General features: G+C 45.7%; 17 protein-coding genes and 2 tRNA genes. 16 read left to right on the forward strand and 3 right to left on the reverse strand.

Going from position 1 to position 13,172, the window contains the following annotated elements; translation table 11 throughout:
- Positions 1-2: 2 nt before the first annotated feature.
- The 6 genes from rnc to nagZ are packed head-to-tail and all read left to right on the forward strand — an operon-like array spanning position 3 to position 4,773.
- A complete protein-coding gene (gene rnc / locus NKE59_RS02485) occupies positions 3-794 on the forward strand; it encodes a ribonuclease III (RefSeq protein ID WP_353439345.1) in 792 nt (263 codons plus the stop codon).
- Between the two features lie 2 nt (positions 795-796).
- Positions 797-1,759 carry a GTPase Era gene (gene era, locus NKE59_RS02490; protein ID WP_353439346.1) on the forward strand — a complete coding sequence of 321 codons (963 nt, stop codon included), beginning with the start codon at positions 797-799 and terminating at the stop codon, positions 1,757-1,759.
- Positions 1,760-2,494 (forward strand): DNA repair protein RecO, encoded by a 735-nt coding sequence (recO, locus tag NKE59_RS02495; protein WP_353439347.1) that lies wholly within the window; start codon positions 1,760-1,762, stop codon positions 2,492-2,494. It begins immediately after the preceding gene.
- Positions 2,495-2,503: 9 nt separating this feature from the next.
- The gene (gene pdxJ / locus NKE59_RS02500; protein ID WP_353439348.1) at positions 2,504-3,253 is read left to right on the forward strand and encodes a pyridoxine 5'-phosphate synthase; all 750 of its coding nucleotides are present in this window, start codon (positions 2,504-2,506) and stop codon (positions 3,251-3,253) included.
- Complete coding sequence (acpS, locus tag NKE59_RS02505; protein ID WP_353439349.1) at positions 3,250-3,684, forward strand: holo-ACP synthase; 435 nt, start codon at positions 3,250-3,252, stop codon at positions 3,682-3,684. The genes pdxJ and acpS overlap by 4 nt, the downstream gene beginning before the upstream one ends.
- A 9-nt stretch (positions 3,685-3,693) precedes the next feature.
- The gene (nagZ, locus tag NKE59_RS02510; protein WP_353439351.1) at positions 3,694-4,773 is read left to right on the forward strand and encodes a beta-N-acetylhexosaminidase; all 1,080 of its coding nucleotides are present in this window, start codon (positions 3,694-3,696) and stop codon (positions 4,771-4,773) included.
- Here nagZ and efp read toward each other — a convergent pair.
- Positions 4,770-5,330 (reverse strand): elongation factor P, encoded by a 561-nt coding sequence (gene efp / locus NKE59_RS02515; protein WP_353439352.1) that lies wholly within the window; start codon positions 5,328-5,330, stop codon positions 4,770-4,772. The two genes, nagZ and efp, sit on opposite strands and share 4 nt — an antisense overlap.
- Positions 5,331-5,410: 80 nt before the next feature.
- Positions 5,411-6,454, reverse strand: coding sequence for an elongation factor P maturation arginine rhamnosyltransferase EarP (earP, locus tag NKE59_RS02520; protein ID WP_353439353.1), 1,044 nt, complete (start codon positions 6,452-6,454; stop codon positions 5,411-5,413).
- Between earP and uvrC the strand changes: the two genes are divergently transcribed.
- The 5 genes from uvrC (at position 6,453) to NKE59_RS02545 (ending at position 9,765) form a co-directional block, all read left to right on the forward strand.
- A complete protein-coding gene (gene uvrC / locus NKE59_RS02525; RefSeq protein WP_353439354.1) occupies positions 6,453-8,333 on the forward strand; it encodes an excinuclease ABC subunit UvrC in 1,881 nt (626 codons plus the stop codon). The genes earP and uvrC overlap by 2 nt on opposite strands.
- 30 nt (positions 8,334-8,363) lie before the next feature.
- Complete coding sequence (gene pgsA, locus NKE59_RS02530; protein ID WP_353439355.1) at positions 8,364-8,933, forward strand: CDP-diacylglycerol--glycerol-3-phosphate 3-phosphatidyltransferase; 570 nt, start codon at positions 8,364-8,366, stop codon at positions 8,931-8,933.
- 65 nt (positions 8,934-8,998) lie between these two features.
- Positions 8,999-9,074, forward strand: a tRNA-Gly gene (locus tag NKE59_RS02535).
- Between the two features lie 72 nt (positions 9,075-9,146).
- A tRNA-Cys gene (locus NKE59_RS02540) sits at positions 9,147-9,220 on the forward strand.
- Between the two features lie 80 nt (positions 9,221-9,300).
- A complete protein-coding gene (locus tag NKE59_RS02545) occupies positions 9,301-9,765 on the forward strand; it encodes a hypothetical protein (protein WP_353439357.1) in 465 nt (154 codons plus the stop codon).
- Between the two features lie 13 nt (positions 9,766-9,778).
- Here the strand turns inward: NKE59_RS02545 and lexA are convergent, their stop codons facing one another.
- Positions 9,779-10,489: a transcriptional repressor LexA gene (gene lexA, locus NKE59_RS02550; protein WP_353439358.1), complete on the reverse strand. Its 711-nt coding sequence runs from the start codon at positions 10,487-10,489 to the stop codon at positions 9,779-9,781.
- Positions 10,490-10,553: 64 nt separating this feature from the next.
- On the opposite strand from lexA, the gene NKE59_RS02555 reads away from it, so the two are divergent.
- The 5 genes from NKE59_RS02555 to rplI all read left to right on the forward strand — a co-directional run bounded on the left by NKE59_RS02555 (position 10,554) and on the right by rplI (position 13,130).
- Positions 10,554-11,549 (forward strand): asparaginase, encoded by a 996-nt coding sequence (locus NKE59_RS02555; protein ID WP_353439359.1) that lies wholly within the window; start codon positions 10,554-10,556, stop codon positions 11,547-11,549.
- A 101-nt stretch (positions 11,550-11,650) separates the two neighbouring features.
- On the forward strand, positions 11,651-12,025 hold the full coding sequence (gene rpsF, locus NKE59_RS02560) for a 30S ribosomal protein S6 (RefSeq protein ID WP_353439360.1): 375 nt from the start codon (positions 11,651-11,653) through the stop codon (positions 12,023-12,025).
- Between the two features lie 39 nt (positions 12,026-12,064).
- Complete coding sequence (gene priB / locus NKE59_RS02565) at positions 12,065-12,373, forward strand: primosomal replication protein N (protein ID WP_353439361.1); 309 nt, start codon at positions 12,065-12,067, stop codon at positions 12,371-12,373.
- A 9-nt stretch (positions 12,374-12,382) separates the two neighbouring features.
- Positions 12,383-12,664 carry a 30S ribosomal protein S18 gene (gene rpsR / locus NKE59_RS02570; RefSeq protein WP_353439362.1) on the forward strand — a complete coding sequence of 94 codons (282 nt, stop codon included), beginning with the start codon at positions 12,383-12,385 and terminating at the stop codon, positions 12,662-12,664.
- Between the two features lie 13 nt (positions 12,665-12,677).
- A complete protein-coding gene (gene rplI / locus NKE59_RS02575; RefSeq protein WP_353439364.1) occupies positions 12,678-13,130 on the forward strand; it encodes a 50S ribosomal protein L9 in 453 nt (150 codons plus the stop codon).
- The last annotated feature ends 42 nt before the right edge of the window (positions 13,131-13,172 follow it).

The following is a 13,172-nucleotide window of genomic DNA, read 5'->3' on the forward strand; positions in this document are numbered from 1 at the left end:
ATATGAACGCTCGCGCGACTCTTGATCTAGGCCCTCTTCAGGAGCGCTTGGGCTATCCGTTTAAGAAGCCAGAGCTCTTAAATCAGGCTTTAACACATCGAAGTCATAGCAAAAAGAATAATGAGCGCCTTGAGTTTTTGGGGGACTCTGTATTGAACTGTGCGGTTGCTGAAATTTTGTATGAACGTTATTCAGATTTAGATGAGGGCGACCTATCGAGGGTGCGCGCTAATTTAGTCAAGCAGCAGGCTCTCTATGAAATTGCTCAAGGATTGTTGCTATCTGATTACTTAAAGTTAGGCGAGGGTGAGTTAAAAAGCGGTGGCTTTCGCAGACCATCTATTTTGGCGGATACCTTAGAGGCGATCACAGGCGCAATTTTTATTGATGGTGGTTTTGATGCTGCTAAAGCAAGTTTGCGTAAGTTGTATTCGAGCATTTTGCAAAATGTCGATCCTAAAACCTTGGGTAAGGACGATAAAACATTGTTACAAGAATATTTACAGGGATTTCAGTTACCACTACCTGCATACAAGGTGGTTGGCACATCAGGGGCTGCACACAATCAGCAATTTGAAGTTGAGTGCGCCATTCTGAATCTGAAGGTAAACGTTAAGGGCGAAGGTGCCTCGCGGCGTGCTGCAGAGCAAGTCGCTGCTAAATTAGCGCTGGCTGCTGTTCAAAAGGCGCTACCGCAAGAAAGTCGTAAGCCAAAGAAGACCCGCGCTGCCAAGAAAAAAGCAGCAAAAGCCGATACTGGTAAGGGCCAGTTGCCCCTGAAGCTAAAGGATTAGTGATGTTTAAATGCGGCACGATCGCATTGGTAGGCAGACCCAATATGGGCAAATCAACTTTGTTGAATGCCTTGGTTGGTCAAAAAATAAGCATTACCTCACGCAAAGCACAGACCACCCGATATCGCATTGCTGGTGTGCAGACACGCGACAGTGCGCAATTTATATTTATTGATACGCCCGGGTTTCAGACGCGGGTGATGAATACCTTAAATCAAACATTGAATCGTACTGTCACAAGCACCTTGAACGATGTCGATGTCATCTGTTTTATTGTGGAGGCAGGGTATTGGGGTGTGGATGATGCAAAAGTATTACGTTTGTTGCCATCGGATAAGCCAGTTTTATTGATTGCTAACAAATTAGATTTATTTGCATCGCGCTTTGAGATCCCCCAAGATCGTGATACCGCCTTATTTGAGTTTATGGGGATGATGGGTCAAACTTGGGGAGAAATCGCAGCTCAAACCAAGGGTTTTGAGTCCGAAAGTATTTCATCGCCTCTAGGCGAGTTTGCTGAGATCATCCCGATGAGCGGCAAGAACAAAGATGATATTGGGCGCTTGCTAGATATTATCGAAGAGCATTTGCCAGAGGGTGTGGCTGTATATGATGCTGAAACCTTAACCGATCGTAGTGAGCGCTTTATGGCTGCCGAGATTTTGCGTGAGAAGGTATTTCGGTATACCGGCGATGAATTACCCTATGCAAGCTCGGTAGTTATTGATCAATTTAAGTTAGACGGTAAGATGCGACGAATAGCCGCGACTATTTTGGTAGATCGCGATAGTCACAAAGCAATGATCATCGGTCAAAAAGGCGAGCGATTAAAAAAGATTTCAACCGAAGCCCGCTTAGATATGGAAAAACTGTTTGATGGCAAAGTGTTTTTAGAAACTTGGGTCAAAGTAAAGCGGGGCTGGGCGGATGATTTGGCAGAGCTACGGGCGCAAGGTCTGGAATAAATGGCTGGAACACGTGTCTTAGATGAGCCTGGTTTTGTGCTCCATAGCATTCCCTACAAGGAAACAAGCCTCATTCTCGATGTATTTACCCGCTCTCATGGCCGGCTTGCCTTAATTGCAAAAGGGGCTAAACGACCTCATTCTAGTCTGCGCCCAGTATTGCAGCGCTTTCAGCCCTTACTCATTTCTTGGAGTGGCAAGTCAGAACTTCGAACCTTAACGAAATCAGAATGGGTTGGAGGCTCGCCCGCATTAGTCGGTGATGCACTGTTGTGCGGGTTTTACCTCAATGAGCTTTTAGTGAAGTTCTTGGCGCGAGAAGATGCCTATGAGACGCTCTATGATCAGTACGCAAGTACCGTATATGCCTTGTCCCAAATTATGGAGTCAGGCGCAGGTATTGAGCAGACACTGAGGCCCTTTGAGTTAGCATTGTTACGAGAGACAGGCTATGCAGCCGCTCTCGATCATTGTGTCGAGACCCAAACCAAACCCGTTGCAACAGAACGCTATGTGTATCAACCCGAGAAGGGGATACGCCCCCTTCAAAGTGATGACCCTGGGCATTGGCCTGTCCTGACTGGATTGGCTTTGGAGGCAATGGCAAATGGGGATTTCTCAGATGCAGAAACCTTGACACAAAGTAAACAGCTCATGCGTTTCTTATTAGGAATTCATCTGCAAGATCAACAATTAACCACACGCCAAATATTAATTGATCTTAAAAAGATCTAAGCGAGATTTATGCCTTTAGAATTAGGTATGTCCTCTCTTGAGCTCGGAATCAATATCGATCATGTCGCAACCTTGCGCAATGCGCGTGGTACTTCATATCCAGACCCTATATTGGCTGCACGTCTTGCCGAAGAGGCTGGGGCCGATCTCATTACCTTGCATTTACGGGAGGACCGTCGACATATTAAGGACGCTGATCTATTTGCCTTGCGTCCACTAATCAAAACGCGCATGAACTTGGAATGTGCTATCACCCCAGAAATGTTAGAAATCGCAGTGAAGGTTAGACCTCATGATGTTTGTTTAGTCCCCGAAAAGCGAACTGAGATAACTACAGAGGGTGGGTTAGATGTTATCGGTCATGCTGCAGAAGTTAAATCTGCCATTACTCAATTGACAGAGGCTGGTATTCGGGTGTCATTATTTATTGATCCTGATAGTGAACAAATCGATGCAGCAAAAGAAGTGGGCGCGCATGTTATTGAACTACATACCGGTGCCTATGCAGATGCCAATCAGTCTACGCAGACCCAGCAGTTAAAACGAATCCAGGAAGCGGCCCATTATGCAAAGTCATTGGGATTTCGTGTCAACGCTGGTCATGGTCTAAATGAAGGGAATGTCAAAGCCATTGCTCAAATACAGGAGATTAGTGAGCTTAATATTGGGCATGCCATCGTCGCAGAGGCGGTTTTTAAGGGTTGGGCTTTGGCTATCCAAGATATGCGCCATTTGATGAATGAGGCTCGCGCACAATGATCGTCGGAATAGGTGCAGATTTGTTGCAATTAAAACGACTAGAGGCAGCCTATGAACGGACACAAGGCCGTTTGGCAAAGCGAGTACTCGGGGACGAGGAACTCATTGTCTTTGAGCAAAGGCTAAAACGTAATCACAAACGTGGTATTGCCTATTTAGCCACTCGTTTTGCAGCAAAAGAAGCCTTTTCTAAGGCGATTGGCTTGGGAATGCATACACCCATGACCTGGAGGTCCCTACAGACTCTCAATGAGCCTAGCGGTAAACCTTATACCAAGTACTCGGGCGCATTGGCAGACTTTATGGATGAGAAGCAATGGCACGCTCAAGTAACCGTGACTGATGAGCAAGATATGGTGATGGCATTTGTGGTGGTGAGTTATGGTACCCCCATTGTTAGTACTTTTGATCCAAGCAACTACATAGGATGATTATTAAGTATGCGGAGTAATGAGCAAGACAATCGAAATCCAGGCCCCGTTATTTTGGATGTTGAGGGCTTAGAGCTAAGTCGGCGGGATGAAGAACGAATCTCACACCCTTTAACGGGTGGCGTCATTTTATTTGGACGTAACTTTACATCTCGCTCTCAGCTAATGAAGTTAACTAATCAAATTATGGCAGTTCGTAAAGATGTCTTAATTTGTATTGATCACGAAGGTGGGCGAGTGCAACGCTGCAAGACAGATGGCTTTACTCATTTGCCCGCAATGCGAGCTTTTGGAGAACTATGGTCTTCAGGCGAATCGAGTATAGAGGCTGCGATTGAGGGGATGCAAGCAGCTACGGCATGCGGATATATTCTGGCAAGCGAACTGAGGTCCTGTGGAGTTGATTTCAGCTTTACCCCAGTCCTTGATCTTGATTATGGAAATAGCAGTGTCATTGGAGACCGCGCATTTCATTCTTTACCTGAAGTTGTGTTTGCACTTGCAAAAAGTCTGAATGAAGGCTTGCGTTTGGGCGATATGGCAAATTGTGGAAAACATTTTCCAGGGCATGGGTGGGCTAAGGCTGATTCCCATATTGATATCCCTATTGATGATCGATCCTTAAAACGTATTGCGCGTGATGATATGAAACCTTATGAATGGTTAGATATTAGTCTGGCATCCGTAATGCCTGCACACGTGGTTTATCCAAAAGTTGATTCAATGCCCGCAGGATTCTCTAAGATCTGGCTACAAGATATCTTACGCAAAAAGCTTAAATTTGAGGGAGTAATCTTTAGCGATGATCTCTCCATGGAAGGTGCAAGCATTGCCGGTGATGTTGTACAAGGCGCACACTTAGCTCTTGAAGCGGGTTGCGATGCAGTACTCATTTGCAACCGTCCAGACCTAGCAGATCAAATGCTCAGTAAGCTCAAGGTATCAAAGTCAAAACTAGCAGAGTCTGCTAAGCACCTTAATAGACTCTTTCCGAAAGCTGCTGCCCAATCTTGGGAATCTCTTCAGACAGAGTCTGAGTATATTCATGCTAAGGCTTTATTAAAAAGCCTTAAGCTGATTACAAATTAATTAGCACGACTCCGATATTCGCCAGTGCGAGTATCGATTTCAATCTTGTCGCCAGTGCTACAGAACAATGGCACTTGGATTTCAAAGCCAGTTGAAATCTTTGCATTCTTGAGTACTTTTCCAGAGCTGGTATCACCTTTGACTGCTGGCTCTGTGTATGTAATTTCACGGACTACGGAGGTCGGTAACTCAACAGAGATAGCTCTGCCGTCATAGAACACCACTTCTACAGCCATGCCTTCTTCTAAATAATTGAGCGAGTCACCCATATTATCTTTTTCAACCTCATACTGGTTGTATTCAGTATCCATGAATGTAAACATCGGATCAGCAAAATAAGAATAAGTACATTCTTTCTTGTCTAGGATCACGATATCGAACTTATCATCCGCTTTATAAATGCCTTCATTCGGTGTGGCAGTCAGTAAATTTTTGTATTTCATTTTGACCACAGCTGAGTTACGACCAGAGCGGCTGTATTCATGTTTTTGGACGACCATGGGTTCACCATTGATCATAACAACGTTGCCGACGCGGATTTCTTGAGCGATTTTCATAACAGTCCCTAATGTCTTCTATATTGGCTTGGCTCATGAAGCCAAATTAATCAAACCTAGCATTTTAACCTTTTGTGGCTTTAGCTGACAAACCGGAGGAGGCGGGCCGCCAGACCGCCGTCAGCCTGGCCTTCAAGTAGCTGCGTGCGCCATGCTCTGGCATGCTGATTCCATTGGGAGAGGGCTGTCCACCATAGATCGATGTCAGACCATGCCATGGCTTCAGTAACTGAATTGCTTAAGTCTGGGGGTGCTTCTTTGAGATAGAGGTCTAGAAATGCACTCAATTTAACCAAGTGCGCACCATCGTCTTGAGGGTAGATATTCCAAATAAAAGGTCTGCCCGCTAGTTGGGCTCGTACAAAAGAGTCTTCCCCGCGGACAATATTGAAGTCACATTGGGCAAGGAGATAGTCAAAATCATCTTGCGGGATGAAGGGTAGCGAGATTAGTTTTAAGTTCGACCATGCTTGCTTTTGCAGGTTGAGTAATTCAGCGTTACCAAAAGCCATGAATATATCAACGGGGATATCCAATTGATTAAGCTGAGTAAGCCATTGCTTGATGGGTGCCCCTGGATAAGAAAAGATACTGATCTTCTTGGCCCCTTCCCGAGATTGGTCCCAAATCGAGGAAAGACTTTTTGGACACATATCTTGTCTGCTTGGGGGGGTGGGATCCAATAACAGTCCACCAACCTCTTTTTGAAAACCAGGGAAAAAGAAATATTTCTGGAGACCATTATTTTGAGGAGATGCTTTGCCATGAAAATCCACAACCCAGGGTTCGGCACTTAAATATTCCAAATGGATCAAGATCGGTTTTTGTGGGGCAAGGATTAAATAATTCAGATAACGTTCGGGTAGGTCGCAGGAGAAGGCCTGAATCACAACATCGGGAGTTTCTGGCCCTTGTCGTGTATTCGCATAGCTAGCCTCCCATGGCAAAACCTCAATACCTTGGATATCACCGCTACCCATCATTAATAGTTTGAGGGTATGAAGGTCATCGCAAAATAGGCGTATATTTTGATGGTGTTGAACAGCCAAAGACCGGGCTAGACGCCAGCAAATACCAGCATCACCATAGTTATCAACGATTTGGCAGAAAATATCCCAACGCATGACAAATTTGCCCCTAGAAACCCTTCAAAAAGATCTAAAACGCGTACCTGGTCTCCCAGGTGTGTATCGCTTCTTTGATGAGGCTGGACACATCTTATATGTCGGCAAGGCCAAGGATCTTAAGAAGCGCATATCGAGCTACTTTCAGCGCACTCAGTTATCGCCCCGTATCGAGCGTATGGTCAAACGGATTCTTCGCTTTGAAATCACTGTAACGCGGACTGAAACAGAGGCATTGATTCTGGAGAATAACTTAATTAAGGAGCATACCCCGCCATTTAATATTTTATTTCGGGATGATAAGTCCTATCCGTATTTGATGCTGAGTGGCCATGATTATCCTCGCCTTGCCTCGTATCGCGGCAAGGTCGATCGACGCAATCGGTATTTTGGACCATTCCCCAATTCATGGGCAGTCCGTAATAGCGTACAAATCTTACAAAAGGTATTCCGCTTGCGTACCTGTGAGGACCCAGTTTTTAAGAATCGTAGCCGTCCTTGTTTACTGCATCAAATTCACCGTTGTAGCGCACCCTGTGTTGGCATGTTGAGCAAAGAACAGTATTCGCAAGATGTGCAACAGGCACTGCGATTTCTAGAAGGAAACCATCGGGCTGTATTGGCTGATCTTGAAGTAGAAATGGAAGAGCATAGTGCTGCGATGGAGTTTGAGATGGCAGCAGTTATTCGGGACCGGATTACGGATCTCTCAAGCGTCTTACAACAACAAGCAATGGATGTCGTCGCAGAGGGAGAGGGTGATGTCGATATTTTGGCTGCCGAGATCATGAATGGAAACATCTGCGTCAATTTAGCAATGGTACGAGGAGGTCGACACTTAGGAGATCGGGCTTACTTCCAAAGAGGGATAAAGGCTAGTTCAGATGCTACCTATAATCCCAGTGAAATTCTGGAGACCTTTATTCAGCAGCATTATCTCGATGTGGATGTTAATGCAGAGCCAAGTTCATTGTTACCCTCGGTATTGATTACTAATGTAGCTTTGAAGGGCGAATCAGTTGATGTTTTATTACAAGGTTTGACCGAGCGCTTATCGCGTAAGGTCCAGTTACTGCATCAACCTCAAGGACAACGAAAGCATTGGCTTTCTATGGCCGAAGGGAATGCCAAAATTGCTTTACTAAGGCGCATCTCAGAGACTGGTGGGCAATTAGCTAGAGTGAGAGCCCTTGCAGATGTATTAAATCTTGATCTTGAACACTTGGATCAACTTCGCATTGAATGTTTTGATATCAGCCATACATCCGGAGAGGCAACTCAAGCATCGTGTGTGGTCTTTGCCAAAAATGAAATGCAATCAAGTGAATATCGTCGCTTCAATATCACCGGAATTACTGGTGGAGATGACTATGCTGCCATGCGGCAGGTCTTAATCCGGCGTTACTCTAATTATCAAGAAACCCCAGTGGATAAGAACCCCCAAGTGGTCCTCATTGACGGCGGCAAGGGACAGGTTGAAATAGCTAGGCAAGTCTTTAGTGAGCTAGGCATTGATATCAGTTTGATAGTTGGGGTTGCTAAGGGGGAGGATCGTAAGGTGGGTTTAGAAACCCTCATCTTTGCTGACGGCAGAAAGTCATTATTCCTCGGTCAGGATAGCCAAGCCCTGATGTTGATTGCACAGATCCGGGATGAGGCGCACCGTTTTGCAATTACTGGAATGCGTGCAAAGAGAGCTAAGGCTCGAACGGTCTCACGGCTAGAAGAAATTGAAGGAATTGGTGCAAGGCGAAGACAGAAGTTGCTGGCCCGCTTTGGCGGCATTAAAGGAGTGGCGAACGCGAGTGTGGAAGAGTTATCTAGCGTAGAAGGGATCTCAAATACCTTGGCTGAACAAATCTATCGCCAACTTCACTAAATAGCATTACGAATCGTTTATTCTCTAAATATGCCATTTAATCTACCAATTGCATTGACCTGGTTGCGCGTTGCTGCCATTCCATTATTGGTAGGTATTTTTTATTTACCCAGTAGTTGGCTCAGCATTGAAGAAAAAAATGTATTTGCAACCGCTTTATTTGTCTTCGCTGCGATTACTGATTGGCTAGATGGATTTCTGGCAAGGCGAATGAAACAAGAGTCTGCCTTTGGAGAGTTTTTAGATCCAGTAGCAGATAAATTAATTGTGGCGGCTGCTTTATTGGTGCTTCTCAATATGGATCGCGTTCAGGTCTGGGTTGCTCTAGTAATTATCGGACGAGAAATTACTATTTCTGCGCTAAGAGAGTGGATGGCTCAAGTCGGCGCCTCAAGAAGTGTGGCTGTGCATATGGTGGGGAAGTTAAAGACCACCGCACAATTAATTGCGATCCCATTCCTACTATTTAACGGGCAGCTATTTGGTATACATAGCGCCCAACTTGGAACCTGGCTTATTTGGGTTGCAGCCTTCCTAACCCTCTGGTCAATGTTTTATTACCTCCAGAAGGCTTTACCCCAGCTCACAAATAGGCCTTAGCTCACCTATATTTGGGCAATTAAAGCCCTGAACCTGAATCTTTGCTAAACTGTCGATCCTGTAATGCGGGAATAGCTCAGTTGGTAGAGCGCAACCTTGCCAAGGTTGAGGTCGCGAGTTCGAGCCTCGTTTCCCGCTCCATTAATTAATGGGAAGCCCGAAAAGCTTCCCATTTTATTTGGGATGAAGTTTGGTTTGCATCAAACCAACCAGGGCGCGTTGGCCGAGTGGTTAGGCAGGAGCCTGCAAAGCTTCGTACGGGGGTTCGATTCCCTCACGCGCCTCCAAAATCAGTCTTGACGAATCGGCTTACTTCTCTAAAATGATCCATATTGGCACTAATTTCACTAGAACACATTGAGAAAAAATGATGAACTGCTTATTTACCCATAAATCTAAATTTCTAGCCTTGATAGCCGCCTTGCTCTTGGGAGCTTGTGCGATGGGTGACAGTCCTACGGGTTCTCAAGATGAAATCAATCAGATTCAATCGCAGCTGCTAGGCGATATGCCTCTCCCAACAGGCGCCAAGATCATGGGCTCCGACTCTTTAATTATTGGTCGTGGTGATGGATGGGTTGGTCGTGTCAATATCAGTGCCCTGCAAGGCGCTACCGATGTGTATGCATTCTTTCAGTCAGAGTACCCCAAAGCGGGATGGACAACGGTGACTGCAACTAAAGCAAAAACAAGTTTCTTGGTATTTACAAAGGGTGATCGTACCTGCGCTGTTGAAATTAACGAGGGCTCGTTAGCCGGTCCCAAATCAATCATTACGATCACATCCTCGCCGAAGAACGCCAACGTGATTGCGCCGACGCGTAAGCCCTAGTTAAGAAAAGGATTTAGATACCGTTGGCACGGATCAAGCCAACGGCTTGTCCCTCAAGGGTAAAGTCAGCCTCAGCCGTAACAATAATGTTTTTGAACTCAGGGTTTTCAGCTTGCAGTTCAATGTAGCTCCCGCTTGAATCTTTCTTGCGCTGTAAGCGCTTGACGGTTACCTCATCATCAATTCGGGCAACAACGATATCGCCATTCCGCGCCTCAGTAGTTTTCTTCACAGCAAGATAGTCGCCATCCAAAATTCCAGCATCACGCATACTCATTCCCTTGACGCGTAATAAATAGTCTGCACCTTTACTAAACAGGCTTGGGTCTACGGGCACTTGTTTTTCAATATGTTCGATAGCAGTAATGGGGCAACCTGCTGCAACACGTCCAATCAAAGGCAGGGTTAATTGTTGTAAACCGCCGGACGGTAAATTAAGTTGTCTAAAGTTATTGGCTGACGAGTGATTGTTGGAGTGCGTGATACGGATACCTCGGGATGTACCAGGACTTAATTCGATATACCCTTTTTTGGCCAGAGCTCGCAAATGCTCTTCAGCCGCATTGGCGGATGCAAAACCTAAGCGGTTTGCAATCTCAGCCCGAGTGGGGGGTAAGCCACTCTCTTCGATAGCTAGGGTGATGAGACCCAAAATCTCCTCTTGCCGAGCGGTTAGCTTAGGTAGGGTGGTTTCTATCAAGTCATTTACTGTGTTTATGTTCATACTGGGATTGTATACAGTAAAAATTAGCATTTCAAGAACTTTTGTAAGGCTTGATAATGCAAATATGACTGATTTATCAAATACACCCTTGATTTTGCTCATTGGCATGGGCGGCACGATCGCCGGCCTCCAAGTGAACGGGGATGGAAAGGGCTACCTAGCCGGCCAAGTGCCGATCGAGACCCTTTCGGGGCAGATTAAAAGTAAATTATCTATAAAAAACAAACAGTTATCTAATATTGATAGCTGTGATATGACCGAGTCTTTATTAACTCAACTGGGTCAGGAGGTCGTTCAAGCGCTTCATGATCCTCATATTGTCGGGGTGGTGGTTACCCATGGCACAGATACCATGGAGGAAACAGCACTTTTTCTAGAGCTTGTTTGTGGGCATTTAGCAAAGACTGCAGGCAAAAAAGTGGTGATCACGGGCGCCATGTTGCCGGCGGACCACCCCAAGGCCGATGGCCCAGAAAATCTTAATCGGGCAGTCGCTCTAGTAGAGGATCAGGATGGGCCAAGTGGGATTTTTGGGTTGATGGGCGGGAAGGTCTTTCAGGCGAGGAGTATGGCAAAGCGTCATACCTCAAGCTTAGATGCCTTTATGAATAGCGAGCCAGTTAATTTGGATCTTAGCAGTCAAGTTAGCGAAGACTTACCTATACCATCAATAGATAATTGGCCTAGAGTTGAAATTGTGACCAATCATATTGGTGCTAAGGGCGACCAGATTGAGGTCTATAAAAAGCTGGGGGTGCTGGGTATTGTCCTGGCTGGAACAGGGGGAGGAACCGTCCATCAAGATCTAGCGCTCAGCTTGGAAGACTTTATGAAAGATGGCGGGGCTCTAGTTCGATCGTCGCGGGTAGGATTGGGGGTGATTCCGGGTCAATTAGCCAATGCTCGCCTAGACGCTTCTATCGGGGCTGGTGATTTGAACCCGCCCAAGGCGCGTATTGCCCTCCAGCTGGCTCTATTCGCTAGTCTCCACCCAAAAGCTAAAGCATTGAGTTGGCAGGATATTTTTGCTAGAATAGCGATCTTGCCTAATTTTAGGTAAGGCTTTTTACAACTTGTTCCACCCTTGCTGCACTGGTGCTGATTTCTAGACAGCGGAAATTAGCAAGACGCCTAGGCAGTTTTATCCATAAGGAGTGATTAATGCGTCATTATGAAATCGTTTTTATCGTCCATCCGGACCAAAGCGAGCAAGTACCTGCGATGATCGATCGCTATAAGTCGATTCTTACTACTCATGGTGGTAAGGTGCATCGCATCGAGGATTGGGGCCGTCGTCAAATGGCTTACATGATCGACAAACTTGCTAAAGCCCATTACGTTTGCATGAACATTGAGTGTGACCAGAAAACTCTGGAAGAGCTCGAGCATGCATTTAAGTTTAACGACGCCGTATTGCGCCACTTGATTGTGAAGTTGAAGAAGGCTGAAGTTGAGCCTTCCATCATGATGAAGGAAGTTCAGCGCGAAGAGGCTCGCAAGGTTGCCCAGGCGGATGCGCCTGCTGCAGCTTATTAATAAAGACGGAGGCTTAAATCTGTAAGCAGTGGTCTGATTGTGAAGCGTAGTTCAAACCTTCTCACCCTGACTGCTTCCTTAATCGCTAAAGACGCCATTCGATATACGCCAGCTGGTTTGCCAGTGATTCATTGTCAGTTACATCATGATGGTGAAGCATACGAAGCAAATCAAATGCGCCAAATTCAGATGAATGTCGAAGCAATTGCAATAGGTGAGATTTATAAAAGCCTAGAGCAAATGGATTTAGGGGCAAATGCAGTGTTTGAAGGGTTCTTGACTCAGAAGACCTTACGAAATGAGCGCCTTGTCTTTCATATAACGAAGATTGAATTGATTGCTAAATAGGAAATTATTATGGCTTTTGGAAAAACAAACAAAAAGACAGACTTCAAAAAGAAGCCTGCACAAAACCCACTGTTCAAGCGTAAGCGCTATTGCCGCTTTACGGTTGGCGGTGTTGAGCAAATTGATTACAAAGACGTCGAGACCCTAAAGGATTTTGTTGGTGAAAATGCCAAGATTACTCCAGCGCGTTTGACTGGTACCAAAGCTTTGTATCAGCGCCAGTTGGATACAGCGATTAAGCGCGCTCGCTTCTTGGCGCTATTGCCATTCTCTGATCAACATAAGAAGTAATTAGGAGCCCACTATGCAAGTTATTCTGCTTGAAAAATTAACCAATCTGGGCAACCTTGGCGATGTTGTGCGCGTTAAGGATGGTTTTGCTCGTAACTTTTTGATCCCTCAGCGTAAAGCGCGTCGTGCTACCGAGGCTGCGATTGCAGATTTTGCAGCCCGCCGTGCTGAGCTTGAGAATTTGGCTGCTGAGAAGCTTGCCGCCGCTCAAGTGATTGGCGATAAGTTAAAGGGCCTCGTCCTCGAGATCACTCAAAAGGCTGGTGTAGATGGTCGTTTGTTTGGCTCTGTGACCAATCATGACATTGCTGAAAGTTTGGCAGCTAAAGGCTTCCAAATTGAGAAAGCATCTGTGCGTATGCCTACAGGTCCTCTGAAGTTAGTGGGTGATCATCCTGTTGCGATTGCTGTGCATACTGACGTTGTGGTGGATATTAATATTCGTGTTATTGGTGATCAAGCCTAGTTGACTTCGGTAAACTAGTCGTATGGCTGAATCCCGTAACCG

It is taken from the genome of Polynucleobacter sp. UK-FUSCHL-C3, assembly GCF_040409815.1.
In the GTDB taxonomy this organism is placed as follows: domain Bacteria; phylum Pseudomonadota; class Gammaproteobacteria; order Burkholderiales; family Burkholderiaceae; genus Polynucleobacter.